A 26664-nucleotide genomic window follows, 5' to 3' on the forward strand; every position below is an offset into this window, starting at 1 on the left:
GGCTGTTTGGAGCAAAAAAAATTTTTTATTCGATTCACGTGTTAGCAAGAAATCTATTTGGCCGGTTCGGGACCATAAATGGGGAGGTCGGAACGAATAATATAGTACCCCGGAACAATGGCCAACTGCGATTTAGGCGGTTGGCTTTTTTTGATGATGACGTGAATCGTCGTTCTGGAGGATATAAATAAAAAGAAAGTTTGCTCGTCAAAAAATGGCTCCCGACATGGGAGCCGATTTGCATGGAAAGTCGCTGTTGCAACAGCATACGTTAATCGATCCACTGCAAAGTTGTGGTCGAAGAGGTTTGGCGGCTTTGTCGCTTTTTGCGTTCCTTTCGCTTTTTGTAGGCTTCGCGTTCCCAACGGCGCAGGAGGGGATAAGGGTCAAATGAGTAAGTGTTGCGGCCGTTGAAACGGTATATGCCGTAATGCAGATGCGGAGGGAATTTTCCGGAGGTGCCGGGTGGACCGTAGCCGGATGAGCCGACATAGCCGATCACATCCCCAGGTTTGACAATGCTTCCTTTTTTCAAGCCTTTATTGAAACTGCTCAAATGAGCAAAGTAATGATAACGATTGTAAATGTCACGGATGCCAATCCGCCACCCGCCATAGCGGTTCCAGCCTTTCAATTCCACATAACCATAACTGGTACTAAGCACAGGTGTTCCATAATCGGCGAAAATGTCCGCACCTTCATGAATGCGCAATCCACCCCAGCCGCGGCGATCTCCCCATGTGTTGTGGTAGGTGTAATTGTAACGCAGGGGGATGGGGAAAGAGCGGTCGTAGAGTTGGACGGTTTGAAACTTGTTGTAGATGCGGGCAATGTGGGTAATGACATCCACCGTGGTGGGATGGCGGTAGTAATCCCAGATCCGTTCGCGGATTTGCTCTTCTTTGTGTCCTTTCTCCGCCAAGTAGGAAGCGACACTGTACAATACGTCGATCGGGTTGCGCCGATCCGCGACGCCGTCTCCATCCCCATCTTTGCCGATGCCCCCAAAGAAGGAAATCGAATCTGGCAGCTTATCTCCTTGGTCGGGATTGATCAGTCCAGCCCATGTGGATGGGGGGACTTGTATGGAGATGAGCGGCGGTGGGCCTGCATTCTTTGACTCTTGGCGCAAGTTTTGTTCATATTGATCCATCGCGGCTAGATAAGGCCATGGGACTCCGGTCAAGGTTTGCATCGTTTCATATAGGATTTGCCGTTCCTTTGCCCGCGCTTGCACCGACGGGTCGACCTTTGGCGTTGGTGACGCGGCCGCGGCGAGCTCGGGTATTCCGCTACCGATGAGAATCACGCAGATGAGAATAATCCATTGCTTCTTCATATTTATCACCACGGGTCAGTTTTTAAAGATAGTTTTTCTTTTTCATTGACGTTTCATGATGGAAGATGATGGGCAAGGATTTTCTGCATAAAAAGAAGCGGGCCCCATCTTGTGCGGGACCCGCTTTTCATACCAACCTTATTTTGCTACTTTGATTTGATTCACGATGTTGTTCAACTGATCCAGCATCAGCATTGCGGCTTTCACACCGCCGGCTGTGTTCCAGATGACATCGTCCACTTTGAAGGCGCGGTTGTTTTTGACCGCAGTCAGGTTTTTCCACAGTGGATCGTTTGTCATTTCTTGCTCTTGAGCGTCGCCTTTTTTATCGCCCACATCATAAGTGAAGTAGAAGATGATGTCTCCATCGGCATCCGGCAGTTGCTCTTTGGAGATTTCTTGAGCAAATTCTTCCTTTTGCCCCAATTCGGTGCGAGCGAAGCCCACGTCTTTCAGCAAGACACCGGTGAAGCTCAACTGTTGGTAGATGCGCGTTTTACCTGCCATGAAGCGAACGACGGACACTTTTTGTTGCAACAGGTCACCCGCGTTTTGCTTCACTTCTTGCACTTTTTTATCGTAATCAGCCAACACTTTTTTGCCTTCTTCTACTTTGTTTACCGCTTGGGCGTACAGGTTGAAGTTGGTTTTCCAGTCACCACGCAGCTCTTCCGCGAATACGGTCGGTGCGATGGCATTTAGCTGGTTGTACACTTTTTCTTGGCGCATTTTGTTACCGATAATCAGATCGGGTTTCAAGCTAGCGATGGTTTCCAGATTGGGTTCATGCTCTGTTCCAACGGTTTTGACGCCTTTGGTTTCAGGCAACAGATGTTTGTAGAAGGGTTTTTCGGTAAATGATTCCACTGCGCCGACAGGCTTGACGCCCAAAGCGAGCAGGGCTTCAAGTCCTTCGTTGGTCAAAACGACTACGCGCTTGGGTTCGGTCGGCACTTTCGTGGTGCCCATGGCATGTTTGATGGTATGGGTTTGCCCCGTTTTCTCACTGTTGGGGGCGGGAGAGGATGAACAGCCCACAAGAGCGATCATCATCGCGCTTACGATCAGCAGAGATCGGATCAAACGTTGCTTCAGTCCGGACATGAGAATGATACTCCTTTCGATCTGAGTAATTGATAATGATTATCATTATTTCGTTGCTTATACTATAGCGTTTCAGTTCATGGATTGTCAATCACTTTTTGATAATGATTTTCACCATCGTTGACACGCTTTCATGCTTCCCATAGACTAAAGTTGATTTTAAGAACTGATGACGGAACGAAGGTGACTTGACTTGAAAGAAATTGCCTATTCACCGGGATGGAAGTGGACGGGTCTCATTGGTGGTGTCCTTCTTGTTGGACTGTTGATGGTTGTGAGTGTCAGTGTCGGTATTATGCGGATTCCTTTTGATGTGGTTATCGACTCGTTTACTAATTTTAATGGTTCTAATCAACATCTGATTATTCAGACCACCCGGGTGCCGAGAACCTTGATCGCGGTGATGACAGGGGGGAGCTTGGCTATCGCTGGCGCGATGATGCAAGCGTTGACACGCAATCCATTGGCCTCTCCGGCAACGTTGGGCGTCAATGCGGGCGCCAGCCTGTTTATTGTGATCGGCGTCTCTTTTTGGGGCATGACTGGGATTTCTTCATTGGTGAGTTTGGGATTTGTAGGAGCGGCCATCGCTTCATTCGCTGTGTATTTTCTGGGGTCGGCTGGTCGGGGCGGATTGACGCCGATCAAGTTGACACTCGCCGGGTCAGCCATTTGGGCGTTGTTTTCTTCGCTGACCCAGGGCTTGCTCATCATGAATGAGAAAGGTTTGGAAGAGTTGTTGTTTTGGTTAACCGGATCAGTGGAAGGACGTAGCTTGGAATTGGCGATGCCGGTGTTTCCATTTATGGTTGCCGGATTTATTCTAGCCTTTTTGCTCTCCCGCGCAGTGAACATTTTGATGATGGGGGACGATGTCGCCGTCGGTTTGGGAGTGAAGACAGGGTTCATCAAATTGATGGGCTCGGTGGTGATCGTGTTGCTGGCGGGCGGAGCGGTGGCTGTCGCTGGTCCTATCGTGTTTGTGGGCTTGGTGGTACCACACATGGTTCGTTGGGCCGTCGGCACAGATCATCGGTGGGTATTTCCTTATTGTTTGGTGTATGGCGCAGCGATGTTGCTGGTGGCGGATATCAGCGGGCGCCTGATCATGAATCAGCAGGAGATCCCCGTTGGTGTGATGACCGCGTTGATCGGGACGCCGTTCTTTATTTACCTAGCTATGCGGAATGGAGGTGAGCGGGCGTGAAAAAGATGTGGTCTTGGCGTGTGAAGGGTTTCTCCATGCTGGTTGAAGCGAAGGCGCTGTGGACGCTGATCATCCTGGCCGCGATTGCGCTATTGGTGGTGTGCGTCAGTGTGGGGGTCGGCGACATGTATATCGCTCCCCAAGATGTGTTGAAAGTATTTTTGGGTTGGGGGAATGCTTATCATACGTTGGTAGTGGAAACGCTACGCTTGCCACGTGTGCTCATCGCACTTTTATCCGGTGCTGGCTTGGCGGTGTCTGGAGCCATTTTGCAGGCGGTGATTCGCAATCCGTTGGCTTCGCCTGACTTGATCGGCATCACTGGCGGAGCGACCGTTGCCGCTGTTGCGGTGTTGACCTTCTTCAGCGACGGGGCGACTTCCCTGGTTGTGCCGCTGTACTGGGTTCCGCTAGCCGCTTTTGGTGGCGCGATGGTGGTCGCTCTGCTTATGTATTTGTTGTCATTGCGGCAAGGAATTACTCCGTTCCGCCTGATATTGTTGGGGATCGGGTTCTACACCGCTATGCAGGCTTTCACCAACTTGGTCATTTTATTGGGGCCAGAAATTCGCGCTGTGCAGTCGAAAACATGGATCACGGGGAGCGTCTATGGCAGTAATTGGGAGCAGGTGATGATCATTTTGCCGTGGATGGCGATTTTTTTGCCGTTGATCTTCTTTTTTGCCCGGCACCTGAATGTGCAACAGCTGGGAGATCAGGTGGCGACGGGACTGGGGGGGAGTGTTCATCGTGACCGGGTGCTCTTCCTGTTTTTAAGCACCGCATTGACAGGCGCTTCCGTCGCTTTTGCAGGGGGGATCAGCTTCGTCGGTTTGCTTGCTCCCCATGCGGCCCGGAAGTTGGTAGGTTCATCCTATGGCGCGTTGTTGCCCGCGTCGGCCTTGTTGGGAAGCATCTATGTTATGCTGGCTGATTTGCTAGGAAGAACGCTGTACGCGGCTCATGAAATTCCCGCTGGCGTGTTCACAGCTGTGATCGGAGCCCCCTATTTTATATATCTGCTCATCCAAAGCCGAAATCGGACGTAAGAGGATAGGCTTAGTTTTTAATCTTTGTGGTAATATAAAGAGGACATTTGAAAATCAGAGAATCACTTGTCATATAGATAGGCGGATGTGGTTTGAACCTGGGGGGATTGAAGTGTCAGAGAACAATGTGACCCGTGAACGCAAGCCGGAATGGCTGAAAGTCAGATTGAACACAAACGACAATTTCCAAGAATTGAAGAAGATGATGCGGAGCAAGACCTTGCATACCGTGTGTGAAGAGGCGCGTTGCCCGAACATCTTCGAATGTTGGGCTAACCGTACGGCTACTTTCATGATTTTGGGTGATATTTGCACACGCGCTTGCCGATTCTGCGCGGTAAAAACTGGACTACCGACGGAATTGGATTGGGCGGAGCCAGAGCGGGTGGCTGAAGCGGTGGAACAGATGGGCGTGCGGCACGTCGTAGTCACCTCTGTGGCCCGTGATGATTTGAATGATGGAGGCGCGGCTATTTTTGCTGCGACGATCAAAGCGGTTCGCAAACGGAACCCACTGACTAGCGTGGAAGTGCTGATTCCCGATTTTCTGGGGAATTGGGAGGCGCTGAAAGTGGTGATGGATGCCAAACCAGACATCCTCAATCACAACATTGAAACCGTGCGCCGCCGGTCTGACCGGGTTCGTTCCAAAGCGAAATACGACCGCTCATTGGAGCTGTTGAAACGGGCTAAAGAGATGCAGCCAGATGTTCCGACGAAGTCCAGCATCATGGTGGGCGTAGGGGAAACCTTTGATGAGGTGGTTGAAGCGATGCGGGATTTGCGCGCGAATGACGTGAACATCGTCACGATTGGCCAATACCTGCAACCCACCAAAAAACACTTGAAGATTGAGCGCTATGTGACACCGGACGAATTTGCGCAGTGGAAAGAAATCGGCCTTGAGATGGGCTTCTCGCATGTGGAATCCGGGCCGTTGGTGCGTAGTTCTTACCATGCCCATGAGCAAGTGCAATCTGCGCAAGAAAATGACCAACAAAAGCTGGCGCAATAACGAAAGAAAAAGGACGGCTCTTGTGACAAGGGTCGTCCTTTTTCCAAACTACTTCATTTGCGGATTGATTTGGCGATAGGAGTTCGGATACAAGGATTCGTTCACGTCGGGCGGTGTTTCGTCTCCCATTTTGCGCAAGAGTTGTTCCAGATCGCCCTTGACCCCTTCTACGTCGTGATTGCCCACCATGCGCATGCCGATGTCGTTCATTTGCGACTCCAATTTGCGGTTGGTGGTGATGTGAACCCGATAATAGCGGGGAGTGACACTTTCGGCCGTCCGTCTAGCCTCTTTGACTGTTTTGCGGTCCATTTTGCCGTTTTTGGTGCTGATTCCCACGAACACATGGTCATCGGTGACGAGAGTGGTGGCGGTTTTGACATTGGGAAGGTAAGCGACCAATTCCGAGATGTGGCGGGCAAGCAAGTCTCGGTCTATGAAGACGCTTGTTGTCGCACCGGCCTTGTTGTGATAATGTTCTGGATTATATCGAAAATATCCCACTTCATTTTGTCCGCCGCCCCCGGCGTTTTCCTCTCCGTTAATCGTGTCGTTCCGTACGCGACCGATCCGGGTCTCTTGGCCTTCTTCACGATAGAGCGGTTCCGGGGTGCTGATGTTCAAAGCGCCGCCTCCCGCGTTTTCGTTACCCATTCCCTGTTGATTTCCGTTGTTTTTGGCACAAGCAGGAATAAAAAGAAGGCAAGCGAGAATAATGTATACCCAGCGTTTCATTTTCTTCACCTCCTACTTGCTAAGGTGCCCAAATCCATTTTCATGATGCAGAAGGTTTTTGCCTGTTACAGGATGTGGTAACATATAATGGAGAAATGGAATAGAAAAGGTTGATCTTCATGGAACGTATTCAGATATATGGTTTGGAATATGTATTGTTGACCAATCATCGCGAAGGTTGGAACGCGGAGGCTTTTCGGCGGAGATATAGCGACATTTTGAGCAAATATGATTATGTGGTGGGAGATTGGGGCTATGGGCAGTTGAGGTTGAAGGGGTTTTTTTCTGATCAGCATGCAAAGGCTACGACGGAGACGCGGATCAGCTATCTTCAGGAATATCTTAATGAATTTTGCAATTTCGGATGTGCCTATTTTGTGTTGAAGCGCATGGCGGATAAGAACGAAACGAAGTGAGGGAAGAGCCAGCTCTACGATTGAGCTGGCTCTTCTGGTTCATCATGACGGGGATGGCTGCCCGGGTAGTCTCTTTCCAAGCCTTCGTGAAACTCCCGCATTTCATATGTGAAGGCGGAGTGGATTTGTTGTCCCGGTTCCCATGGCGTTGATTTGCCCAACTTTTGATTGTGTGCTGCGCCGTAGGGGCCGTCCGGAAATTCTTCGGGTTGGATTCTTTCGGTTGAGGATGTCATCAATGCTCTCCCCCTTGACTTTAAGATAAGATGGTTTGGGGGAGGATATGCTTGTTAAATCATGGTTGCTAAGAACTGCCGAAGCTCATTGGCTTCTTCTTCGGACAATTGGTAGGCGTGCTCAAGATAGCCGGGCTCATCCAAGTCATCTTGGCCGATGATGGCAAAGCGGTTTGACAATAGGTTGAGCACGAGTAACTTGCCGTAAAAACGGTCGGTCATTGTGATCGCCAAATCAAACCGGCTTGTCTCTCCCATGAAGCTGACAAACCGGGTTCGGGTTTCTTTGGTGTCATCATATAAAAACATCCAATCATTAGACATTGCGATAAACCCCTTTAGAAGCATTTTCCTCCATTATAGCGGCTGTCGCTACGACCTGAAAGCGCGGGTGTCTAGCGAAGGCACCCGGATGCGGCAAGGAAAATGGCTTGGGGCTTTGACGCCGCGCCTTTTTCACTCGAAAAACATTTTTAATCAACCACAAGAATCATTTATAAGAGACCGAAAAAACGCGATTTTTTCTGCCGGCGTGGCAATAAGCCATACTCGCTCGTCGCGGCAGTCAGGCGTTGGGTGAACGAGACATTGCGTAGTTCAATCCGCAATTGATCCTGTTTTTTGCGGACTTCGTCAAACATTTGTTGTACTTCGTTGGCCGAGATGGAATCATAGCTGACGGTCAACACTTTCTGCTCCATGCCCTCTAAGGATTCAAACAAGTCGGTCATGTGGTTTTCCATGCGTTCCATTCGCTCATACAATTCCTCAACCAACCCTCCCACGTTGTCAATGGTTTCCAGCAGGTGTTGAAACATTTTTTCCGTGGTTTCCGAATTGGGGCTAGGGGAAGCCGCCGGTGCGGCTGGCTGGGGGAGCGAGATTTTCCCTTCAAGGATCAATTCTTCCCGGACTTGCTTTAAGGTTTTATTGGAATCATTTAACCGCTGTTTAATATCAAGCAAACGGGCAAAGCTTTCTTCGGATAAAACATAGTGTCCTCGCTCGTTCCAATTGGGACCGATATATTCTTGAAAGGTATCAATCCAATTGCGGACGGTGCGAGCGTGTATTTTCAAGCGCTCAGCCGCTTCTTTAGTAGAGATACACCCCGCTTGTGCCATCTTTTACCCTCCCATGAATTAGTGTTTTCCTACGATTTCGCCCATTTCCAGCCATTTCCTTCAACTAAGACAAAGGAAGTCATGAGATGACAAAACTAGTGTTGTTGCCTGATAAATAAACATGACCGTCGACGACACGCAACTGAGGGGGAATGGGGATAGCCGGTACCATCTTTTCTGGTTTATCACGTGTAACAAGCCGCGCTGGGCTTGGTACACGTTGTTTAAACTACTCGATTCATTCACGGCGATGTTGTCACCGTGGGTCAAATATTTTTCATCGCCAGCCTGTCATGATGATGTCACAGGTTGTCCAGCTTTGGCCCTTTCGACGGGGAAGCCTGTTAGAGGCCGGCGTGCCGCCCTGATGTAATGGTTTTCATTTGTTCCGGGCATGGCTTATAATTCTATATGAATGTCAAGAAAACGGCATTTTCCAAATTAGGGGGATCAAATAAATGGTGTATGATGTAAATGTAAAGCAAATAAAGAATCAACTTAATTATTTGGCACAATGCCAAGAAGTTTTGCGACGCATCCATCCGGAATCGACCGGCCTTACAGAAAAATTCGCGGTTGAGCGCGCCCTGCACCTGGCGGTGGAGTGCATGATCGACATTGGTAGCGTGATGATAGATGGATTTATTATGCGGGACCCAGGCGGATATTTGGATATTGTAGATATTTTATTGGACGAAACGGTCATCTCAACAAATGTGGCAAATAAGTTGAAAAATCATGTGCAACTTCGTGAGCGACTTGTGCGTTATTATGATAAGGTCACTTGGACAGAAGTGCGCCCAGTGCTGGAAGATGTGGATTGGTACACTTCATTCAGCGCGCAAGTAGAATCTTATTTGAAACGAGAATTGGGAGCCGATTGTTTGGCATAAATCTCAGAAGAGAGAGAACGAGGAGAAAGGAAGGTGATGCAGGTGAGCGAGGCGGGTTCAACCAGAAAGCAAATCTTGTTGATGTTGAAAATGGAAGGACCGCTGACCGTCGGGGAAATGGCCGAGCGTCTAGGGGTGACAGAAATGGCCGTGCGGCGCCACATCAATACTTTGGAACGGGATGGGCTAATCCAAGCACGGCTATTGAGACAAGCTATGGGCCGACCAACCAGCCAATACTTTCTGACTGAAAAGTCGGATGAACACTTCCCAAAGAGTTATTCGAACTTTACCATCGATTTATTGCACGATTTAGAAAAAAATTTTGGGTCGGAGCTGGTCGACCAGCTATTCAACAATCGCGAAGAGCGTTTGGCTGAGGCGCATCAAATGGATTTCGCTGGGAAAGATTTTAGTGAAAGAGTGCGCACACTGGCCGAGATTCAAGATCAAAAAGGATATATGGTGAAAGTGGAAGAGCTGCCTGACGGCAGTTATGAGCTGATTGAATACAATTGCCCTATTTTTCAAGTGGCCAACCAATACAACCATGCATGCCAATGCGAGCTCAACTGGTTCGAACGCATGCTGGACGCCCGGGTGGAACGGCCGGAGTGTCAAGCAAAAGGCGGGCAACATTGCGTTTTCCGAATCAAACAGAAAGAGCGGAGCGAAAACGCTACCCTTTCGTGATTGCCTTCCTGCGTTCAATTAGGCATTAGAGGTTTGAGGTGCGGGGTTTGCGACGGATGGCGTACAAATCTTGATAGTAGCGAGATGTTTGCTAGCCCAATGATTAAAAGCGGTGAGGAGGGCCAAGCGGCCATGCCCTCAAGCTCATCGGTGAGGCCCGCTGTCCTACATTCGGCAGCGGAGCCGCTTTTTTTGTTTTCTGCGGCCGCAAAACAACAGATCCAAACATCGCTCCGGATTCGCTTGGGTACCAAGCTTGCGACACGCGACTTGCGTGTCGTTTTTCTTTTCATGTAGCAAATGGTACAATCAATGAGAAATGATCAGGAGGGGACATCATGTCGAATTGGTATGAGAAGAGTTTTGGCGAGGACTATTTGACGGTTTATAAACATCGCAGCAGACAAGATGCCTCCCGAGAAGTGGCGAAGCTTGAAGAATGGCTTCCGTTGCGAAAAAAACAGTTGATCCTTGATTTGTGTTGCGGGATGGGGCGGCACACCATCGCTTTGGCGCGTAAAGGATTCTCTGTGGTGGGGCTGGATCTGTCGTCGACGCTATTGTCCCATGCTGTTAGGGAATCGGAAGGTTTGGCCATTCCCTTTATCCGAGGGGATATGAGAAATTTGCCTTTTGTCGATAATCAGTTTGATGTGGTTCTGAACCTGTTCACTTCATTTGGTTATTTTGAAGAAGATGAGGATAATCTTCAGGTGTTGGGAGAAATCCATCGCATCTTGAAGTCGCAAGGGCATTTTGTGATCGATTTTTTGAATCGGTTTGCGGTGGAACGCTCGTTGGTGCCGCTCAGCGTCAGGGAAGAAGAAAATATCTCCATTCGGGAAGAGCGATGGATTGACGGAGAGTTTGTGTGCAAACATATCACCATCACCGACGAACGGGGAACGAGAGAGTATGAGGAGCGCGTGAAAATGATCGAATATTCACGGCTCCGGCAATGGATGGAGCAAGCTGGCTTACATGTGCAAAAGGCGTATGGCAATTTTGCTGGTGATCCGTATGCTAAGGATAGTGAACGAATGATACTGGTGGGTTGTGTGGACAAATGAGAGATTACCAAGGTTATTTGATAGATCTGGACGGAACGCTGTTCCGTGGCACCGAATTGATCGAGGGTGCCCTTGAATTTATGGAGTGGCTTAACAAACAAGGCATACCATACCTGTACCTGACGAACAATTCGACGCGCACTCCCGAGCAAGTGGCTGAAAAGCTTCGGAAGTTTGGATTTCCGGCGACGGCGGCGCAAGTGTACACTTCGGCCATGGCCGCGGCTCAATATGTCAAAGAGGAGCTGAAGGTGTCGTCGGCGTTTGTGATTGGCGAGGAGGGACTGTTGCAAGCTTTTCAGGATCAGGGCATTGAGTTGACTGCCGAGCGTCCCGCGGCGGTGGTTTCGGGATTGGATCGGTCGTTTACATATGACAAGATGAAAACCGCATGTTTGAGCATTCGTGCTGGAGCGGCTTTCATCGGGACAAATGCCGACCGGGCTTTGCCGACGGAAGCGGGCCTGTTCCCAGGTAGCGGATCGCTGGCGATGGCGATTGGTTATGCGACGGGGATTGAGCCGACATTCATCGGCAAACCGGAACCGATCATTATGCGGTACGCTTTGCAAGCGCTTGGTGTGCCACCAGAACGGGTGTTGATGGTTGGTGACAACCTAGAAACCGATATCTTGGCGGGTGCACGAAGTGGAATTGACACACTGTTGGTGTATACAGGTATTACTACCCGGGAGATGGCGCAGAATTCGTCGGTGCGGGCTACTTTTGAAGTGACAGATCTTCGCGAATGGATCAAAACATAAACATGAAAAAGGGGAGTAAGGGATGAATCATCAATGGGGAGACATCTATCAGGTTACGTTGCCGCTGCCATTTGCTTTGCGAATGATTAATGCGTATGTCATCAAAGGATCGTCTGGGGTGGCTTTAGTAGACGCTGGCTTAAATATCGACATGGATGTGCAGGCTTGGCAAGAGGCGCAAGCCGCAGCCGATTGGAAGTGGGCGGATGTGGAGAAAATTGTCTTGACCCATTACCACCCTGATCATTATGGGTTAGCGGGGACATTGCAACAGTGGACGGGGGCCCCTGTCTATCTGTCCCGGATCGACCATGAGCAAGCGCAACTTTTCTTTGGAAGAAAGAGCCAAATGCCGGAAACGATGAAATCGTTTTTCGCGTTTCATGGGTTGCCGGATGCATGGGTTGCCCAGATCCCAGCGCATCTGCGCAGTTTCCATCCATGGGTGGAGCCCCATCCGCAGGTGACTTTGCTGGAACCGGGAGAAACGATCCGCATGGGGGATGTGGAATATGAGGTTCTGCATACGCCAGGTCATGCCGACGGCCATCTCAGCTTCTATGACCCTAATCGGAAATGGCTGATCGGTGGAGATTTCTTGTTGCCGAAGATCACCCCCAACATCAGCTTGTGGCCGGAATGCCATCCCAATCCCCTCGACAATTATCTGACCACGCTCGCGCGGATGAAAGAGCTGGAAGTAAGCAGGGTGTTTCCTTCGCACGGGCCGGTGTTTGATCATTACGTCGAACGGATCGAAATGTTGGAGAAGCATCATGCTGACCGCTTGCGCGAAATGAAAGCGTTTGTGGTGGAAAAGGCGGGTGCCACGGCGTTTGAGGTGTGCCAACATCAGTTTGGCTCCAACCATAACATTCACAACCTCCGGTTCGCTCTGTCGGAGACGTTGGCGCATTTGGAGTATTTGCGAATCCGGGGTGAACTCTCGGTTGAGGAACGAGACGGGATCGCCTATTATATGGCGTGTGCCGCATAAGCGGGTTAATTGCTTATTGCAAAGAAAAGACCTGATCCGATCAGGTCTTTATTTTTCTTGTGCGCATTTTCGATTGTGGGCCAGGCGGGCGGCTGCGGAAGCGGCGATCGCCCCGACGAGGTCATCAAGGAAGGTGTGGATTTTCCCGCTTTGCTTATTGTTGAGCCGGGCGAGAACTCCCGGTTTCACGCGGTCAATAAACCCGTAATTGGTTAAGCCGATGCTTCCATATACATTTAATATAGCGACCGATAAAATCTCGTCCACTCCGTACAAGCTTTCATCGTGCAAGATCAATTTTTGCAAAGGGCCTTCCAACAAATTTTTTTCGGCCAGTACATCGAGCTGGATTCCCGTCATCACGGCGTTTTGGACTTCGCGTTTGTGTAGCACCTGTTGGATATGACTAAGGCACTCCTCCAGGGTGATGTCTGGATAGTAATCTTTTTGCAGATACATAGTCAGTTCCGCTATCTCTTCCAACTCAACCCCTCGCTCTTTGATCAGGTTCAGGGTAAAGTCGTAAATCTCTTTTTCTGAACAGGGCTGCGCGGTGTTTTTTCTCATGGCAAGTTCACCTTCCAAACCATCATTTATATAAAAAGTGTTATATACAACAAGAAAACATCGAACTTTTGTTTATTCTTAACCATACAAGAAATAATTATGTTGTATAAAGAGAAAGGATGAGTCCTGATGAGTGAAGAGAGAGTTGCCCTTATCGCGGGGAGTTCAAGCGGATTAGGAAGCATGATCGCCCGCACACTGGCGGCGGCGGGGTGGCATCTGTGCCTAAACAGCCGCCGCGAAGGGGATAAAATCAGCAAACTGCGGGCGGAATGCGAGGCGTATGGCGTCCGGGCGTTTATCAGCGCGGGTGATGTGAAGAACCGGACCGAGATCGAGCGGGTGGTGGAGGAGACGATGGCGCGGTTTGGGCGAGTGGATGCCCTAATACACACCGTGGGCCCCTTCATCCGTGAGCGGAAATGGTTTGTGGAACACTCCCCGGAGGAGATCGAGGACCTGATCGGGGGCAACTTGTTGAGCGCCATGTGGTCGACAAGAGCCGTTTTGCCGCATATGCGCCAGGCCGGATGGGGGCGCATCATATTGTTTGGGTTTGGACGCGCGATGGAAGCGCCGGCTTGGCCGGATCGCTCTGTCTATGCCGCCGCCAAAACGGGATTAGTATCCTTTACCAAATCTTTGGCTGTTGAGGAAGCGCCGTTTGGCATTACTGTCAATATGATTTGTCCGGGCGACATCGTCGGTGAGAAGAAAGAGATGACCATCATCGAAGCGGCTGCGCTTACTGATAAGGAAACACCGCGAGGGCGGCCGGGCTCCGGCGAAGATGTGGCCAAGGCTGTCCAATTCTTGCTCCAAGAATCGTCTGACTTTGTGACTGGCAACATGATCCAAGTGACGGGCGGGCTGGATGTAATTCATCCTGTTTCTAAACGCAACCAGCCATAAACGTCGGATGGGCAATTGTCTTTGGCAGATTCCTATCTGTCCAAGTTACATAAGATACCGATGCCCTAGGCAACATTCCCACACCGGGCACATATCATGGATTGACGAGAGGTGAGGGAGTGTGTCTGCAAACTGGATCACAAAACTGGCAGAATTGACTGGTGAAGAGAGATTGCTCGACCTATTGAACCATCATTATGATCTGAAAGTAACGCGAGCCCATCCTGTGGGTGGGGTATTGAAACTGGTGACCGACCGTGGCGCGTATGTGTTGAAACGGGTGCGTATGAAGGAGCAAGACCGGTGGGAGTTGGTGGATGAGGCGGCCGCCTATCTGAAGAAAGTTGACAGGGATGTGGCTATTCTGGCTAAGCCAGTTCGCACAAAAAAGGGGCGGTTGCAGATTGATGGCTATCGCTTTCGCTATGTCTTGCTACCTTGGATTGACGGGGATGCCGCCCGATTGCGTGACAAGGAAGACTGGATGCGGGTGGCCCGGCATGTGAGCCGGGTGCACCAGGCGTCGAAAGGCTTCAACCCGACCGGGAAACACGAGGATTATGAGTGGATCGGCCAGTGGCAAGACCGGTGGGAGAAGGATTTGCAACATCTGAACATCTTTCAGACTGCGGCCAAGTGGACGGTGCAACCCAATGAGTTAGACCGGGTTTGGCTCGACATTTCCCGATACACGATCGGGATGATGGAAAATTTGTTGCAGTATTATGATAAGATTGGCGGCGACAAGTTGGCGGCCGAATCGAGCGCGCAAGGGAAGATATGCCACAAACGGTTGCGCCAGGCCAACATCTTAGAAACCGCCAAAGGTACGCTGCACCTAATTGATTGGAATGAAATGGCATTGGACATCAGGGCGACAGATGTGGCTCAACTTCTCCTTTACGCATATGGCCGCACGGGAAGTCGGGAAATCGTGGAAGCGGTGTTAGAAGGGTATCAAACGGTGAGCAAGTGCTCGCAAGAAGAATTTGCGTTGATTTACGCGAGGCTCTTATATCCTGAGCGGTTAATTCACTTATTGGAGAACACTTACCTGAATCAGACCCTGTCCATGGAGGATGCCGCTCAACGCGTGCAACCCTTGTTGCAGATGGAGGAAAAGAAATTGGGCCTGATGCAGATGTATCATTCTGTTGTAAAAGAAAAAATGGGATTCACCATCCCGCAATTAGATTGGATAAGAAATGAAATCTAACCCATTTAAATGGGTTGTTTTCTTTTCAGTTTTAAATTCCTATAATATAAAGTATTAGGACATCAAGGGTAAAGGAGAAGTAGGTTGTGCGGATTTTTCGATTTAATACCCATTTAGTGCAGCGTATAGATAAATTCGATAGCCATAATGCGTTTGTCAATCCTGTTTTGAGCACCAACGGTTTTGTCCAAGTCGGGTGTTTTTTTGTGCAACCGTCCGGCTTGATCGGATTGCACCCCGCGGTGGCGAATCGATTGTTCATCGTTGTCCAAGGAAAAGGGTGGGTGCGAAGCGACGCCTCAGCCCCCGTCTTTGTAGAGATGGGGGATGTAATTTATTGGGAAGAAGGCGAGTGGCATGAAGTGGGATCAGATGACGGAATGATGGCTTTTGTGGTTGAAGGGAAAACAGTCAATCCAGGCAAATTTTCTTTGGTTGCTCAAAAGTAAGCTCAGATTTCCTCTCAAATGGCCCATAGCTGTCTAAATCTTCGCAATCAGTTTTCCATTTCTACTAGAGCGTGTCTGATGAATAGGCCAGCGGCTCCAAAACTATTTTCTCATTCGCTTCACTTGTGCATCGGCGCTCCTCGAGAAAAGGTTTTTCCGGCGCTTCTTCCCTACCAACTTGATTCGCCAGACACGCCCTAGGGAAGAGGAGCCGGCTTGACTTTGGACAGGTCTCTTGGGGCGTGTCTGTGCTTTTGTGTTAACACATATAAGGCGGTGCCTCTCTCGATAAACACCGAGGAACGAGGTCTTTCCACTGCAGGACATGCCCTGGTTCGACGTGCCAATCTAAGTAGAAAACTTCATCTGGTGAAAGCATAAGGGTGACCAACGTTCTAAAAAAGCATGCTTCTTTGTTCACGTAATTGCCAAAAAGAGAAGTTATCACTCCTCGCCCCGGCTTAAGATGTTTGTATATTTATTCAAGCCGACTAAAATTAAAATATAAAATCAATAATTATTAAATCATTCGAAAAATAGGTGTATTCGACTAGGTGCGTTGGGTTAAACATGGTCAAAAGAAAAGGGTTTTTCGACCCAAAGAAAAGAGGGAATCAGATGAAAACCGTGACCGTCGCATTTTGTACAGCCAGCTTGCTTGACGGGGCCATTGATGCGTACAATCAATTAAAAGGCCGGCAATATCCCAACATGACCATGCGCGCCGAAGCTTGTTTGGGATATTGCGGCCGATGCGCCAACACTTTCTTCGCTTTGGTGAACAAAGAAGTGGTGGAAGGCGCCACGTCAGAGGAATTGCTTGCCAAAATCATGGATCGGATCTCTGATCAGGATTAGACAGTATAAAGCAAAAGCAGGGAGAGCCCGATAAAAAAGATCCCGAGCATCATGGATACGGCGATCACGATCGGCATCCAGGCATGGGTTTTGTTCTGGCCAACCGTGATCTCTTTTTCGCGATTTATGTCACTAGAGCCGGCTGGAAAGAGCCAGCTGTTGAACTTTTTGAAATTGGCCGCAAACGATTGAAAAAAACCTCCACGCACCACGAACAGCGAAGCGGACACGATGAGCCAGCCGACGCCCAGCAAGAAGGCGTGGTCAATCCAGGCCATACGCTCCGCTTGTGCTGTGAATCTCAGCAATCCCAAGCCCAGGACAATCCCGATCAGTGTTAGGATAAATGGGTTATTTACTCGCAATGTGATTCTCCTTTGTCATCGCTGAAGTATGAATGAACTGTGAAACATATGACGCTTAACATTTATTATTAGAATATAATCTTTCCTATTACAACTGATTCATTTATAATATACAAGTCAAAAACGAGTTATTCCATTAGTTAACGTAATAATCTGACAAGATTCAACCAGCTAGGGCATGTTTGGCAATAGAAGTTGGTGGGTAGAAGCGATGGACCAGGTGCGTGTCTGGTCACGCGCGAAGCGAGAAAACAGTTTTGGAGCTACTAGCCTATTCACCAGACATGCCCTCGTTTGATAAAGGGGGGCTTAGCGCTGATGTGGAAAAAATGGAATGGGATTGTGGGGATGATCCTCTCCGCCAGTGTGATCTTTGCCGGATGCGGTGTGAGCAATAATCAACAAGAAGGTTCTTCACTAAGTGATAATCAGATCTTGCGCATGAGTGACACCGGTGAGCTGACCACGCTGGACAACACGCAAGCGAAAGACGTACCAACCATGAGCGTGTTGAACAATGTACAAGAAGGACTCATGCGTTTGGGCAAAGAGAAAAAACCGGAAGAGGGAATGGCAACCAGCTACGACATCAGTGAAGACAAGAAGGTGTACACGTTTTATCTTCATGAAGATGCCAAGTGGAGCGACGGCAAGCCCGTTACAGCGTATGACTTTGAATATGGGTGGAAGCGGGCCCTGGATCCGAAAACCAAATCGGAATACGCATATATCTTGTTCCCGATCAAAAATGCCGCGCGTTTTAACAGTGGACAAGCAAGTGCTGATGAAGTGGGCGTGAAAGCGAAAGATGATCGCACACTGGTCGTTACACTCGAAAAACCCACGCTTAACTTTATCAATATGACAACACATGTGGAATACCTGCCTCAGCGAAAAGACATTGTTGAAAAATATAAAGAGAATTACGGTCTCAAACCGGAATACATGGTTTATAACGGGCCGTTTGTCGTATCCAGTTGGACTCAGCAAAAAGTTGAGTTGGTCAAAAATGAGAAATACTTGGATAAGAACGCTGTCAGCTTGACTAAAGTGGACATCCACATCATCAAAGATGTGGCACAAGGCATCAACTTGTACAATTCCAACCAATTGGACACTGCTTTATTGAACCAGGCTTTTGTGGACGCCTTCAAGCAAACGCCTGACTACTTAGAAGTTAAAGAGGCTTCGACCGTATTTATCATGCTGAACCAAAAGCATCCTTTTTTCCGAAATGAAAAGATCCGCAAAGCGATTACGCTCGCACTGGACCGCGAAGAAATGGTGCAAATCATGAAAGACGGTTCATTACCGGCTGGAGCGTTGATTCCTCCTACGTTGTCGGGTGAAGGTATCAATTCATTCCGCGTCAACGGGGAAATCGTCAAACCGGATGTGGCAAAAGCAAAGGAGCTGTTTAAACAAGGGCTGAGCGAATTGAATCTTTCCGCTCCGCCGAACAATGTGGTCATGGTTAGTTATGATTCGACTGCCAAACGGGATGTTGCCGTGAATATCAAAGATCAGCTCAGAAAAAAATTGGGCTGGGACATCAAACTGGACGCTCCCACGTGGAAAATCCATGTAGATCGCTTAAGCCGTGGCGATTATGATATGGGGATGCTGACTTGGACTGCGGATTATGATGATCCGATCAGCCATTTTGAGATTTGGCAGTCAAATAATCCAATGAACTTTTCTGGATTTAAAAACGCGAAATATGACCAGTTGATTGAGCAGGCCAAGAATACGACGGACGCCAAGCAGCAATTTAAAATCTTACTTGAGGCTGAAAAAATTCTTACAGATGTGCAAGGTGAAGGGCAAGCGGGATTTGTTCCTCTGTTTTATTCATCAAAGGCATATATCCAGAAGCCTAAGGTGAAAGACTTATATCGTCACGCGACTGGCGCAAGTTATACATTGAAATGGGCGTATATTGTTAAAGACAAGAAATAGGCACGTTTTACTAGTGTTTTTCGGTTTTGTCAATAGCAAAAGGCGGATTCTCTTAAGAGAATCCGCCTTTTGCTATTGACATGCTTCCATGTATTTTTCCAAAACATAACTCTTTACAAATACATGAATTATGAGTTAAATATAATTATGTGGTGGATTCGCAAGTTAATGCAGGAGATCAAATTGTTCGAAATTTAAGGGTACTTATGTTCGTGACTGTGGCGCAATCTACATAGATGAGCGACTCTCACTGACGAATTATGTGAAACCTTTTTATTTTTTTTACTTTTTTCCAAATTTAGGGTTTAAGACCGCTTTGGTCTAAACTATATATTTTTTTAATCATAAAAAAAGGGGGCAATCGAATGAGCAAGGGATTTAAGTTCTCGTCGGTATTCGCAGTGTTGCTCGCGCTATCATTGGTCTTATCTGCTTGTAACTTTGGAAGCAATAGCGGATCAGATGACGGGCAAACGCTTAACTTGATCGAATTGCAAGAGCCGCCAAGCTTGGACAGTGCAAAAGCGACTGACTCCGTATCCTTTACCATTTTGGATAACGTCTTGGAAGGTTTGTACCGTGCAGATGGCAAGGATCAGCCGGTGTTAGCTATGGCTGCCGAAGAACCGAAAGTAAGCGATGACCAAAAAACTTGGACCTTCAAGATCCGCGATGCGAAGTGGAGCGATGGCAAGCCAGTCACTGCCAAGGACTTCGAATATTCTTGGAAGCGTGTGCTGGATCCCAAAACGGCTTCCGAGTATGTGCAAATGATGTACGTGCTTGAAAACGCTGAAGAATACAACACCGGCAAAGCGAAAGTGGAAGATGTCGGCGTGAAAGCCCTCGACGACAAAACACTGGAAGTGAAGCTGAAAACGGCGATCCCGTACTTTAAAGCTCTCTTAACATTCCCAACTTTCTTGCCGCAACGCCAAGACATCGTTGAGAAGTATGGCGACAAATATGCGTTGGAAGCGAAGAACATGGTGTACAACGGCGCCTTTGTCCTGTCTGATTGGAAACACGAAAAGAGCTTCCAATACAAGAAAAACGATTTGTATTGGGACAAAGCAAATGTGAAGTTGAACACCGTTAACGTCAACATCGTGAAAGACAGCGCGCAAGCGATCAACTTGTATGAAACAGGCAAAACGGACTTCGCCTACTTGGGTGCAGAATTCTTAGATAAGTACAAAAGTAGCAAAGAAAAATTTGTTATTGAAGAGTCTAGCGTTTGGTATCTTGAGTTCAACCAAAGAGAAAAAGAGTTCTTCAAAAACCAAAAAATTCGCCAAGCGTTCAGCTTAGCAATTGATCGTCAAAAACTGATTGACAGCGTCTTGAAAAACGGTTCTACTTTGCCAAGTGGCTTTGTACATTCTGCAATTTACGCCACTCCGGATAAAAAATACCGTGACATTGTGAAATACGACTTCCCGTTTGATCCGGCAAAAGCAAAACAACTCTTGGCCGAGGGATTAAAAGAAATCGGTATGGACAAAGCTCCAACGGTTGAATTGCTGACGGATGACACCACCAAGGCAAAACGCCAAGCCGAGTTCTTTAAAGAGCAGTTCCGTGTGAACTTGGGTGTAAATGTGGAAATCGCTTCCGTTACCTTCAAAGAGCGCTTAAACCGCGGTAAAAACGGTAAGTTTGACATCGTGATTGGTGGTTGGAGCGCGGACTACAACGATCCGCTCACTTACCTGACCATCATGAAATCGGATGAAAGCTACAACCGTGGTAAATGGAAAAACGATGAGTATGACAAATTGATCAGAGCGGCCACAGTTAATGAAAACTACGAAGAGCGCTTGGAACAACTGAAGCAAGCGGAAAAAATCCTGATGGATGAAACGGGTATTGCGATGTTGTACTTCCGTAACCAATTGGGATTGAAAAAAGATTATGTGAAAAACTGGCCATGGCGCGTCATTGGTGCTCAATACAGCCTCAAAGAGGTGTCCATTGAGGGCAAGAAATAATTGCGCGCTAAAGGTTTGAATGAACGAAGGTATATGTCCGCATGCGGACATATACCTTCATCCTTGCTTATTGGAGATTGACGAAAGGATGTGAGTTGCGTGCTAAGGTATACGTTAAAACGCTTAGGTTACATGGTTGTCACGTTGTGGTTAATCATTACCATCACCTTCTTTATCATGCATCTGTTGCCGGGAACTCCCCTAAAAAATGAAGAGAAAATCCCGCCGCAAGTCAGGGAGCAAATCTTGGAACAATACGGGCTAAAAGATCCACTGCCTGTGCAATATGTAAAGTTTATGGGCAATCTCCTTCAAGGGGATTTGGGCAAATCGATGACGCTTGATGGCCGTAATGTGGCCGATTTTATTGTGGAAGGGTTTCCTGTATCCGCATTTGTGGGAACACAAGCGGTGATTTTCGGCACGTTGATCGGCTTGTTGCTTGGCACGATTGCCGGACTGAACCGAGGTAAGCTGGTTGACAACGCGGCTATTATTGTTGCCGTACTCGGTGTGTCCGTCCCCAGCTTTGTTATGGGTGGATTTTTATCTTACTTTGTCGGTGTGAAGTTGCAGTGGTTGCCGACTGGCTTATGGGAATCATATGAATCGTCTATCCTCCCGTCGTTAGCGCTATCATTTGGGGTCATCGCCCAGATCTCCCGTTATGTCCGCACGGAGATGGTGGAAGTGCTGGATCAGGACTACATGAAAACGGCGAAAGCGAAAGGGCTGAACCGTTCGACCGTCATTATCCGCCATGCATTGCGCAACGCGTTGATTCCTGCGGTGACCGTACTCGGACCGCTTGCGGTGAACATCATCACCGGGTCCCTCGTCATCGAGCAAATCTTCGCCTTGCCAGGCCTGGGCAAATTCTTTGTGCAATCGATTCAGCAAAATGACTATACCATGATCATGGGTGTGACCGTTTTCTATAGTGCACTCATCATCATTGTTATTTTCTTGGTGGACCTGCTGTACGGATTGATCGATCCGCGCATTCGCATTTCTGGGGCAAAGGAGTGATTGGAAGATGGAAAAGGCAAAAAATTTAAGTCCTGATTTATTTAAACCGGCGCAGATTGAAAAAAAAGAACAAGACGCCTTATCGAGAAAGTCGGTCGGCTATTGGCAAGATGTATGGGGCCGCTTCCGCTCCAACCTCGGTGCGGTGCTGGGATTGTCCTTGATTGTCCTTACCCTGTTATTAGCTATTTTTGGTCCATTGGCCAACAACTATGACTGGCAAACGCAAATGCTGGATGTCGCGAACAAAGAGAGTTTTTCGGACCATTATTTTGGAACGGACCACTTAGGCCGCGACCTGTGGCAACGCGTATGGTACGGGGCGAAAATTTCTTTGACCATTGCTTTCCTAGCGGCATTTTTGGATGTGGTGATCGGGGTCACATTTGGAGGAATATCTGGTTACTTTGGTGGCCGCGTAGATATGGTCATGCAGCGGATTCTTGAAGTCATGTACTCCATTCCAAACCTGATTGTGATCATTCTGATGTTATTAATTTTTGATCCGGGCATTATCCCCGTGGCGATCGCGATGGCGATTACCGGTTGGGTGCCGATGGCACGCGTGGTGCGGGCGCAGGTGATGAAACTGAAATCACAAGAATACGTGTTGGCGGCGCGCACCTTGGGAGCGAGCCATGCGCGCATCTTGCTGAAACACCTGATTCCCAACGTGATGGGCCCCATCATTATCGCTGTTACCTTTGCGATTCCATCCGCGATTTTCTTTGAAGCCTTTTTGGCCTTTATCGGATTGGGGATTCGCCCACCAGAAGCGAGTTTGGGTGTACTGATTAACGATGCGTCTACCTATCTACAGATTTTCCCATATCAATTGATCTACCCGTCGGTGGTTCTGTCCATCATCATTTTGTCGTTTAATCTATTGGGTGATGGATTGAGAGACGCACTAGATCCAAGAATGCGGAAATAGGGGGGAATCGATGATGAGCAAAATTTTGGAAGTCAAAGACTTGCATGTGTCTTTTAAAACATATAAAGGGGAAGTCAAAGCAGTTCGCGGCGTTGATTTCCATTTGAACAAAGGGGAAACCATCGCGATTGTAGGTGAGTCAGGTTGCGGGAAGAGTGTGACGTCGCAGACGATTATGCGGCTAATCCCCAATCCGCCAGGGGTGATCAAACAGGGGGAAATCATTTTTGAAGGCACTGATTTGACCAAAGCGTCAGAAAAGCAGATGGAGAAAATCCGGGGTTCGGAGATTTCGATGATTTTCCAAGATCCGATGACCTCCTTAAACCCGACGTTGACGATTGGCACGCAGATCATGGAAGGGTTGATCAAACACCAGAAGCTAGACAAAAAGACGGCGCGGGAAAAAGCGATTGAAATGTTGCGCCTGGTAGGAATCCCTTCGCCTGAATCACGATTGGACCAATACCCACACCAATTTTCCGGTGGGATGAGGCAACGGGCTATGATCGCGATTGCGTTGGCTTGCCAACCGAAGGTGTTGATCGCGGACGAACCAACAACGGCGCTGGATGTGACGATTCAAGCGCAAATCATTGACTTGATGAAAGCTCTGCAAGAGAAAACGGGTACTTCCATTATCCTGATCACCCATGATCTCGGGGTGGTGGCTGATATCGCCGACCGCGTTGTTGTCATGTATGCTGGCAAAGTAGTGGAAAGCGGCAAACTGGAAGAGATTTTCTACCAACCTAAACATCCGTACACATGGGGATTGTTGGGTTCCATGCCGCGTTTGGACTTGTCCCGCGACCAAGAATTGCTACCGATTATGGGGACGCCGCCAAACTTGCTCGATCCACCCAAAGGATGCCCTTTTGCGGCCCGGTGCCAACATGCGATGAGTATTTGTACGCAAGAAATGCCCGAGCTGGATGAGGTGTCTTCCACACACCAGGTGGCATGTTGGTTACAACATCCGATGGCGCCTGAAGTCAAACCGCCAACGGCTGCAGTAGGAGGGGAGTAAGATGAGTAAAAACAAAGAAGTGATCTTGTCCGTTAAAGAACTCAAAAAGCATTTTGATGTGGGCGGCGGCCAAATCGTCAAAGCGGTCGACGGGGTCAGCTTTGATATCTACCGTGGCGAAACACTCGGCTTGGTGGGTGAATCGGGGTGCGGCAAATCGACCATCGGCCGAACCTTGATCAGATTGTACAATCCGACGTCTGGTAGCGTCACTTTCAAAGGTGTCAATGTGAATGACTTAAAAGGCCCGGAGCTGAAGAAATTCAACCGCGAAATGCAGATGATTTTCCAAGATCCATACGCGTCCCTCAACCCGCGGATGAACGTGTTGGACATCATCGCCGAGGGTATCGACATCCATGGTTTGGCGACAGGGGAAGAGCGCCGCAAACGGGTTGTAGAGCTGTTGGAAACAGTCGGTTTGAATGCCGATCATGCCGAACGGTTTCCGCATGAGTTTAGCGGCGGCCAGCGCCAGCGGATCGGGATCGCCCGTGCGTTGGCGGTGGAACCAGACTTCATCATCGCCGACGAACCGATCTCCGCGTTGGATGTGTCGATCCAAGCGCAAGTGGTCAATCTGATGCGCCGTCTGCAAAAAGAAAAAGGGTTAACCTACCTCTTTATCGCGCATGATTTGTCAATGGTGAAATACATTTCAGACCGCGTCGGCGTGATGTACTTGGGTAGCATGGTTGAATTGGCGGATAGTGACGCACTCTATGATGAACCGTTGCACCCTTACACCGAGGCATTGTTGTCGGCGGTGCCGATTCCCGATCCAGAAGTGGCCAAAACGCGGGAACGCATTATTTTGGAAGGGGATGTACCAAGCCCCATCAACCCGCCGAGCGGTTGCCGCTTCCGTACACGTTGTCCCAAAGCGATGGACATCTGCGCCACGGCGGTACCAGAGTGGAAAGAAGCGAAACCTAACCACTTTGTCGCATGCCATTTATATAACGAATGATCTATTGAAGCCCGGACAGTTAGAGGTCCGGGCTGTTTCATTTTATGAGCTTGAGAAAATGCGCCAAATTTCTTGCGCAGCTAGCAACACAAACAGAAGCACACCAGCCAACAACATCAGATTGGTTAACCACCGGTTGCGATAAGCCGCGTCCAGTTGCTTGGCGTTGAGCAGGAATAAGAGCGTGATGGCTAGAAAAGGCATGAACAGTGCCCCTAGCACACCATACAGAATGACGAGACTGACGGGTTTTCCCCAGAATAGTAGGAGCATAGGCGGAAAGGTGAGCCAAGCGACATAAAAGCGGTAAGTGGGTGAGGTGGTGCTAATCGGGGTGGTGTCTGGTTCACGTTTAATTTGGCGCATCCAGTCGGCGAAAAGGTAGGAGACGCCATTCCACACCCCTAGCACGGATGTGAAAGAAGCGGACCAAAAGCCGAGCAGGAATAACCAGCGAACGGGAGTGCCAAACTTGTCGCCCAACATCTGGGCCAAGGTGATCAGCCCTTTTTCATCTTGGATGACGATGCCGGAGCCATAGAGGAATTCTGCACCCACAATAAGTAACGACAAGGTGAAAATGGCCGTCAACGCATAGGCTAAGCCCGAATCGAGACGCATGACTGACAGCCAAGCCGGGCTGGACCAGCGTTTTTCTTTGATCCAGTAGCCATAAGAGGCCATGGTGATGGAACCGCCCACCCCGCCGATCAGACCGAGTACAAAGATAAAAGAACCATCGGGAGCGTTAGGAATGAGACCTGAAAAGATTTTCGTCCAATCGGGGAAGATCAGCACTGCCGATCCAACCACGGTTACAAACATCAACCCAGTCAAAGCGGTCATCACTCGTTCAAACAATTGATAACGGCCTAGAAAGATGAGGACGAACGCAAGCAAGCTGTGCACGATGGCCCATGTGTTGAGCGATAGTTGTGGAAACATCGCCGTCGCAGCCAGAGCGGTGGAGGTGGGGCCAGCAGCGCCATAGATGAAGCCCCATATCATGAGGTAAGCACCGAAATATACGAGCGTCCAGCGGCCAAGGGTGCGCCAACCCTGCAAAAGCGTTTGCCCTGAGACCAAATGGTAGCGACCAACCCCTTCATTCAGCGTGTATTTCAACAGAGAACCTAGCAGAATTGCCCAGATGAAGGCAACGCCATAATTCGTTCCGGCAACGAGAGCGGCGATCAGGTCGCCCGCGCCTACACCGGTGGCGGCCGCAATCAGTCCGGGACCGAGTAGGGGCAGTTTCTCCTTCAATGAGGAAGGGGGAAGTGGTGCATGCATGGCATGTCCCTCCTAATGATCTGAGTTGTGGAAAAATGTGACCGACAATTTTGCCGTTCACAGGGACTTTTATCTCATTGTAGCAAACGGGCACCCACTGTTAAACGCACTATTCGGAAAAAACGCACGATTTAAAATGATACCTATCAATTATTTTCCTTTTTATGTAAAATAAGAAAAACCCCTCTAACGCGTAGAGGGTTTTTGGTCTTAGAGAACTTGTTCTACTTCGCGCACTTCTGGAATTTCTTCCATCAACGCGCGCTCAATGCCGGCTTTCAGCGTGATTGTCGAGCTTGGGCAGCTGCCACAAGCGCCAAGCAGACGAACGCGGACGATGCCATCATCGGAAATTTCCACCAATTCTACGTCACCGCCGTCGCGCTGAATGTACGGACGCAATTTATCTAATACTTCTTGTACACGCTCTTGTACGTTCATGGTAAACA

Annotated in this window: 29 protein-coding genes; 19 read left to right on the forward strand and 10 right to left on the reverse strand. The window is 48.9% G+C overall.

Annotation, left to right across the window (positions count from 1 at the left end; all coding sequences use genetic code 11):
• Nucleotides 1-271: 271 nt before the first annotated feature.
• Both QQZ12_RS00600 and QQZ12_RS00605 read right to left on the reverse strand, forming a co-directional pair.
• Nucleotides 272-1339, reverse strand: a complete 1068-nt coding sequence (locus QQZ12_RS00600) for a M23 family metallopeptidase (protein ID WP_102991554.1) — start codon at nt 1337-1339, stop codon at nt 272-274.
• A 138-nt stretch (nt 1340-1477) separates the two neighbouring features.
• On the reverse strand, nt 1478-2443 hold the full coding sequence (locus QQZ12_RS00605) for an ABC transporter substrate-binding protein (RefSeq protein WP_284723805.1): 966 nt from the start codon (nt 2441-2443) through the stop codon (nt 1478-1480).
• Nucleotides 2444-2636: 193 nt separating this feature from the next.
• On the opposite strand from QQZ12_RS00605, the gene QQZ12_RS00610 reads away from it, so the two are divergent.
• The 3 genes from QQZ12_RS00610 (at nt 2637) to lipA (ending at nt 5714) form a co-directional block, all read left to right on the forward strand.
• A complete protein-coding gene (locus QQZ12_RS00610; RefSeq protein WP_223248020.1) occupies nt 2637-3650 on the forward strand; it encodes a FecCD family ABC transporter permease in 1014 nt (337 codons plus the stop codon).
• 5 nt (nt 3651-3655) lie between these two features.
• Nucleotides 3656-4699, forward strand: a complete 1044-nt coding sequence (locus QQZ12_RS00615) for a FecCD family ABC transporter permease (RefSeq protein ID WP_154987104.1) — start codon at nt 3656-3658, stop codon at nt 4697-4699.
• Between the two features lie 112 nt (nt 4700-4811).
• Nucleotides 4812-5714 carry a lipoyl synthase gene (gene lipA / locus QQZ12_RS00620; RefSeq protein WP_223248021.1) on the forward strand — a complete coding sequence of 301 codons (903 nt, stop codon included), beginning with the start codon at nt 4812-4814 and terminating at the stop codon, nt 5712-5714.
• A gap of 48 nt (nt 5715-5762) precedes the next feature.
• Here lipA and QQZ12_RS00625 read toward each other — a convergent pair whose 3' ends face one another.
• Nucleotides 5763-6449: a YhcN/YlaJ family sporulation lipoprotein gene (locus QQZ12_RS00625; protein ID WP_284723807.1), complete on the reverse strand. Its 687-nt coding sequence runs from the start codon at nt 6447-6449 to the stop codon at nt 5763-5765.
• Between the two features lie 119 nt (nt 6450-6568).
• On the opposite strand from QQZ12_RS00625, the gene QQZ12_RS00630 reads away from it, so the two are divergent.
• Nucleotides 6569-6865, forward strand: coding sequence for a YutD family protein (locus QQZ12_RS00630; protein WP_054096468.1), 297 nt, complete (start codon nt 6569-6571; stop codon nt 6863-6865).
• A 14-nt stretch (nt 6866-6879) separates the two neighbouring features.
• On the opposite strand, the gene QQZ12_RS00635 is transcribed toward QQZ12_RS00630, so the two are convergent.
• The 3 genes from QQZ12_RS00635 to QQZ12_RS00645 all read right to left on the reverse strand — a co-directional run bounded on the left by QQZ12_RS00635 (nt 6880) and on the right by QQZ12_RS00645 (nt 8225).
• Nucleotides 6880-7101 (reverse strand): hypothetical protein, encoded by a 222-nt coding sequence (locus QQZ12_RS00635; RefSeq protein WP_022737784.1) that lies wholly within the window; start codon nt 7099-7101, stop codon nt 6880-6882.
• A gap of 54 nt (nt 7102-7155) precedes the next feature.
• The gene (locus QQZ12_RS00640) at nt 7156-7425 is read right to left on the reverse strand and encodes a DUF3055 domain-containing protein (protein WP_022737785.1); all 270 of its coding nucleotides are present in this window, start codon (nt 7423-7425) and stop codon (nt 7156-7158) included.
• A gap of 170 nt (nt 7426-7595) precedes the next feature.
• Nucleotides 7596-8225: a MerR family transcriptional regulator gene (locus QQZ12_RS00645; RefSeq protein ID WP_102991558.1), complete on the reverse strand. Its 630-nt coding sequence runs from the start codon at nt 8223-8225 to the stop codon at nt 7596-7598.
• 458 nt (nt 8226-8683) lie between these two features.
• Between QQZ12_RS00645 and QQZ12_RS00650 the strand changes: the two genes are divergently transcribed.
• The 5 genes from QQZ12_RS00650 (at nt 8684) to QQZ12_RS00670 (ending at nt 12642) form a co-directional block, all read left to right on the forward strand.
• Nucleotides 8684-9118, forward strand: a complete 435-nt coding sequence (locus QQZ12_RS00650; protein WP_022737787.1) for a DUF86 domain-containing protein — start codon at nt 8684-8686, stop codon at nt 9116-9118.
• Between the two features lie 36 nt (nt 9119-9154).
• Nucleotides 9155-9811 (forward strand): helix-turn-helix transcriptional regulator, encoded by a 657-nt coding sequence (locus QQZ12_RS00655; protein WP_284723990.1) that lies wholly within the window; start codon nt 9155-9157, stop codon nt 9809-9811.
• A 338-nt stretch (nt 9812-10149) separates the two neighbouring features.
• Nucleotides 10150-10881 carry a class I SAM-dependent methyltransferase gene (locus QQZ12_RS00660; RefSeq protein ID WP_284723808.1) on the forward strand — a complete coding sequence of 244 codons (732 nt, stop codon included), beginning with the start codon at nt 10150-10152 and terminating at the stop codon, nt 10879-10881.
• Nucleotides 10878-11645, forward strand: coding sequence for a TIGR01457 family HAD-type hydrolase (locus QQZ12_RS00665; protein WP_102991561.1), 768 nt, complete (start codon nt 10878-10880; stop codon nt 11643-11645). The genes QQZ12_RS00660 and QQZ12_RS00665 overlap by 4 nt, the downstream gene beginning before the upstream one ends.
• Before the next feature lie 22 nt (nt 11646-11667).
• Nucleotides 11668-12642: an MBL fold metallo-hydrolase gene (locus tag QQZ12_RS00670; protein WP_284723809.1), complete on the forward strand. Its 975-nt coding sequence runs from the start codon at nt 11668-11670 to the stop codon at nt 12640-12642.
• Nucleotides 12643-12690: 48 nt separating this feature from the next.
• On the opposite strand, the gene QQZ12_RS00675 is transcribed toward QQZ12_RS00670, so the two are convergent.
• Entirely contained in the window at nt 12691-13209 is a 519-nt protein-coding gene (locus tag QQZ12_RS00675) for a phosphatidylglycerophosphatase A family protein (protein ID WP_022737792.1), read from the reverse strand.
• Nucleotides 13210-13338: 129 nt separating this feature from the next.
• Between QQZ12_RS00675 and QQZ12_RS00680 the strand changes: the two genes are divergently transcribed.
• From QQZ12_RS00680 to QQZ12_RS00695, 4 genes are all read left to right on the forward strand, one after another.
• On the forward strand, nt 13339-14121 hold the full coding sequence (locus tag QQZ12_RS00680; protein WP_284723810.1) for an SDR family oxidoreductase: 783 nt from the start codon (nt 13339-13341) through the stop codon (nt 14119-14121).
• A 121-nt stretch (nt 14122-14242) separates the two neighbouring features.
• The gene (locus QQZ12_RS00685; protein ID WP_284723811.1) at nt 14243-15337 is read left to right on the forward strand and encodes a phosphotransferase; all 1095 of its coding nucleotides are present in this window, start codon (nt 14243-14245) and stop codon (nt 15335-15337) included.
• Between the two features lie 86 nt (nt 15338-15423).
• Nucleotides 15424-15786, forward strand: coding sequence for a cupin domain-containing protein (locus QQZ12_RS00690; protein WP_102991564.1), 363 nt, complete (start codon nt 15424-15426; stop codon nt 15784-15786).
• A 618-nt stretch (nt 15787-16404) separates the two neighbouring features.
• Nucleotides 16405-16644, forward strand: coding sequence for a YuzB family protein (locus QQZ12_RS00695; protein ID WP_181352972.1), 240 nt, complete (start codon nt 16405-16407; stop codon nt 16642-16644).
• On the opposite strand, the gene QQZ12_RS00700 is transcribed toward QQZ12_RS00695, so the two are convergent.
• Nucleotides 16641-17009 carry a DUF3899 domain-containing protein gene (locus QQZ12_RS00700; protein ID WP_102991566.1) on the reverse strand — a complete coding sequence of 123 codons (369 nt, stop codon included), beginning with the start codon at nt 17007-17009 and terminating at the stop codon, nt 16641-16643. The genes QQZ12_RS00695 and QQZ12_RS00700 overlap by 4 nt on opposite strands.
• Nucleotides 17010-17327: 318 nt before the next feature.
• Here QQZ12_RS00700 and QQZ12_RS00705 point away from each other — a divergent pair, with 318 nt between their 5' ends.
• From QQZ12_RS00705 to QQZ12_RS00730, 6 genes are all read left to right on the forward strand, one after another.
• Complete coding sequence (locus QQZ12_RS00705; protein WP_102991567.1) at nt 17328-18968, forward strand: peptide ABC transporter substrate-binding protein; 1641 nt, start codon at nt 17328-17330, stop codon at nt 18966-18968.
• A gap of 365 nt (nt 18969-19333) precedes the next feature.
• Nucleotides 19334-20959, forward strand: a complete 1626-nt coding sequence (locus tag QQZ12_RS00710) for a peptide ABC transporter substrate-binding protein (RefSeq protein WP_102991568.1) — start codon at nt 19334-19336, stop codon at nt 20957-20959.
• Nucleotides 20960-21058: 99 nt separating this feature from the next.
• Nucleotides 21059-21988, forward strand: coding sequence for an ABC transporter permease (locus QQZ12_RS00715; RefSeq protein WP_284723812.1), 930 nt, complete (start codon nt 21059-21061; stop codon nt 21986-21988).
• A gap of 7 nt (nt 21989-21995) precedes the next feature.
• The gene (locus tag QQZ12_RS00720; RefSeq protein WP_102991570.1) at nt 21996-22922 is read left to right on the forward strand and encodes an ABC transporter permease; all 927 of its coding nucleotides are present in this window, start codon (nt 21996-21998) and stop codon (nt 22920-22922) included.
• A gap of 13 nt (nt 22923-22935) precedes the next feature.
• Nucleotides 22936-23952, forward strand: coding sequence for an ABC transporter ATP-binding protein (locus tag QQZ12_RS00725; protein WP_284723813.1), 1017 nt, complete (start codon nt 22936-22938; stop codon nt 23950-23952).
• Between the two features lies 1 nt (nt 23953).
• Entirely contained in the window at nt 23954-24922 is a 969-nt protein-coding gene (locus QQZ12_RS00730) for an ABC transporter ATP-binding protein (protein ID WP_102991571.1), read from the forward strand.
• 42 nt (nt 24923-24964) lie between these two features.
• On the opposite strand, the gene QQZ12_RS00735 is transcribed toward QQZ12_RS00730, so the two are convergent.
• Nucleotides 24965-26215: an Nramp family divalent metal transporter gene (locus QQZ12_RS00735; RefSeq protein ID WP_102991572.1), complete on the reverse strand. Its 1251-nt coding sequence runs from the start codon at nt 26213-26215 to the stop codon at nt 24965-24967.
• A gap of 210 nt (nt 26216-26425) precedes the next feature.
• A complete protein-coding gene (locus QQZ12_RS00740) occupies nt 26426-26656 on the reverse strand; it encodes a NifU family protein (RefSeq protein ID WP_022737806.1) in 231 nt (76 codons plus the stop codon).
• Nucleotides 26657-26664 lie beyond the last annotated feature (8 nt).

The organism is Laceyella tengchongensis, from assembly GCF_900182735.1.
GTDB lineage: Bacteria > Bacillota > Bacilli > Thermoactinomycetales > Thermoactinomycetaceae > Laceyella > Laceyella tengchongensis.